Origin of the sequence: Paraburkholderia tropica, from assembly GCF_914484835.1 — a bacterium.
Taxonomy (GTDB): Bacteria; Pseudomonadota; Gammaproteobacteria; order Burkholderiales; family Burkholderiaceae; genus Paraburkholderia; species Paraburkholderia tropica_A.
Genome location: NZ_CAJZAR010000115.1, coordinates 9,510 through 9,830, shown reverse-complemented (window position 1 = coordinate 9,830; position 321 = coordinate 9,510). Strand labels below are relative to the sequence as shown.

General features: G+C 68.2%; 1 riboswitch.

The annotated features are described in order from the left end of the window. Positions 1 to 177: riboswitch (cobalamin riboswitch) on the bottom strand. This riboswitch is flagged as partial in the annotation. Between the last annotated feature and the right edge of the window lie 144 nt (positions 178 to 321).

Sequence of the window (321 nt, the reverse complement as noted above, 5' to 3'; positions counted from 1 at the left end):
GGCAGGTCTCCTGGCTCGCAGGTCGGCGGCTGCATCGGCCTTCCCGGTAAAACCAGTGGCTCGGGTGGATGCGGTCTCGCTGCTCACAGTCGCGGGGGCGGCCACAGTTTTGCTGTGTTCCCTTTTATGCCGTCGAGGTTTTCAGGCCCGTCCGGCGCCGGCGGAAGCGGTATTATGCCCGTTTTCCAGCGCGCTCCGCGAGACGAAACGGCGCGCGCGCAACCCGAAACGGAGATCGGATGCAGGGCAGGCGGGCGTGGCTGACGGTGATCGGCATAGGCGACGACGGATACGCGGGACTCGGACGCGCCGCGCGGCGCG